Source organism: Streptomyces sp. RP5T, from assembly GCF_003933965.1.
Taxonomy (GTDB): domain Bacteria; phylum Actinomycetota; class Actinomycetes; order Streptomycetales; family Streptomycetaceae; genus Streptomyces.
Window position 1 is genome coordinate 1 of record NZ_RSAJ01000931.1, and the last position, 2204, is coordinate 2204.

1 protein-coding gene is annotated in these 2204 nt (G+C 72.9%); it reads right to left on the reverse strand.

What is annotated here, in order from left to right; genetic code table 11:
- Positions 1-2 precede the first annotated feature (2 nt).
- Entirely contained in the window at positions 3-2108 is a 2106-nt protein-coding gene (locus EHS43_RS43080) for a SpoIIE family protein phosphatase (protein WP_125195887.1), read from the reverse strand.
- Positions 2109-2204: the final 96 nt, after the last annotated feature.

Below are 2204 nucleotides of genomic sequence, written 5' to 3' on the forward strand. Positions count from 1 at the left end.
GGTCAGGTGCGCTCCGGTACGACGAACTCGCCCCACACGCACTTCCCGCCGCCCCGCGCCTCCACGCCCCACACGTCGCACAGCAGGTCGACCAGGAGCAGGCCGCGGCCCGAGACCCCCGACTCGCCCGCCTCCCGGCGGCGCGGCAGGGCGCTGGAGGAGTCCTCGACCTCGACGCGCATCCGCCGGTCGGAGCCGGTCAGGACCCGCAGGGTCACGATCGCGGAGCCCTCGGTGTGCATCAGCGCGTTGGTGATCAGCTCGTCGGCGACCAGTTCGATCTCGTCGGAGCGCTCCCGCGCGCCCCACGCACCGACCGCGGCCCGGATCATGTGCCGGGCCTGGGTGAGGGCCTCGGGGTCCCCGGGGGCCACGTGCTGCTGGAGGCGGCCGCCGGCCTGCGGGGTCTCCAGGGGGCGGCGGCGCAGCAGGAGCAGGGCCACGTCGTCGTCGCCCGCGCGCTCCTCGGCCACGTCGATGAGCCGGTCGGCGAGCTCCCAGACGTCGGCCGGGCCCACGGCGATGAGACTCGTGAGGGTTCGCATGCCGTCGTCGAGGTCGGCGCCGGGCTGTTCGACGAGCCCGTCGGTGCACAGCAGCAGGGTGCCGCCGGGATCGAGTTCGAGGGTGGCGACCGGGTAGTCGAGCTGCCCGAACTCGGCGGACAGCCCGAGCGGCAGCCCTCCGTCGACGGTCACCCGGCGGCAGCTGCCGTCGGCGTTTCGGACCAGCGGGTCGATGTGCCCCGCGCGGACGACCTGGACGACTCCGGTGGCGAGGTCGGCCTCGGCGTACAGGCAGGTCGCGAAGCGGTCGGTGTCGAGTTCGTGGAGGAAGACGGAGGCCCGGGCCATCACCGTGGCCGGGGTGTGGCCCTCGGCCGCGTAGGCCCGCAGCACGATCCGCAGCTGGCCCATGACGGCGGCGGCGTGGGTGTCGTGGCCCTGGACGTCGCCGATGACGGCACCGACCCGGCCTCCCCCCGAGGGGGACCCTCCGGGCAGCGGGATCAGGTCGTACCAGTCGCCGCCGATGTCCCGGCCGAGGGTGCCCTCGGCGAAGGCGGCCCGGTAGCGGACGGCCACGTCGGCGCCGGGGACGCTCGGGATGGTGCGGGGCAGCATGGCCTGCTGGAGGCCGGCGGCGAGGTCCTTCTCCTGCTCGTAGAGCATGGCCCGCTGCAGGCTCTGGGCGATGCTGCTGCCGAGGGCGATGAGGACGTTGCGGTCCTCGGGGGCGAAGCCGCGCCGGTCGTTGTAGAGCAGGCCCATGGCGCCGATCGGGCGGGCCTCGGCGATCAGCGGGAGGTAGGCGGCGGAGGTGATCCTGAGGCCGGTGATGTGCGGCCACAGGATCGGGTAGCGGTCCGCGAACTCCTCCGGCGACTCGATGAACTGGGGGGAGAGCGTGCGCACTGCCTCGCTCATGGGGTACGGCTCGTCGATCCGGGTGATGTCGGTGCCGGGCACGAAGCTGCCCGCGGGGCCCTCCGCGATCAGCCGGATGCGGCCCGCCTCGACCAGGCCCATCACCAGGCTGGTGGCGCCGAGGTGGATCAGCCCGTGGGTGTCCTTGAGGACGTCGATGACGTCCTGCACGGTCCGGGCGTGCGCGAGGGCGGCCGTGGTGAGCTGGACGACGTTGGTCTGCCGGCGTCGGGCCTCGTCCTGGTCGGCCTGCTCCCGGCGGGCCTCCAGCTCGTCCATCTCCTGGGTGGCGTCACGGACGATCCCGATGATCCGGCGCGGGCGTCCCGTTTCGTCGCGCCGGATGTAGCCCTGGGTGTGGGTCCAGCGCAGGGTGCCTGCCCGGCGGCGCAGCCGGAAGTAGGTGCCGTAGTTCTCGCTGCCGTCCTTGATGGCCTGGGCGACCAGGGCGTCCAGGCGATGCGCCTCGGCCCTCGGCACCCGGACCGCGAGGCTCATCGGGTCTCCGTCGTACTCCTCGGGGCGCAGGTCGAAGACCTCGTGCGCCTGGGCGTCCATGTGCAACAGACCGGTGTCCAGGTCCCAGTCGAAACTACCCATGCGGTTGAGCGCCAGGATCGGATCCGGGTGGGCGGGCCAGTCGTCCGGGAGTGACAGGGCGCTCGCTCCCCGATCAACCATGGAGCCACCTTGCCAGGATTTGCCCGATTATTCGACCGGGCGGTGGGGTGTTGTTCGGCCGGGTGGGGTGCCGGGATCGTCAGGATCGTCGGGGAT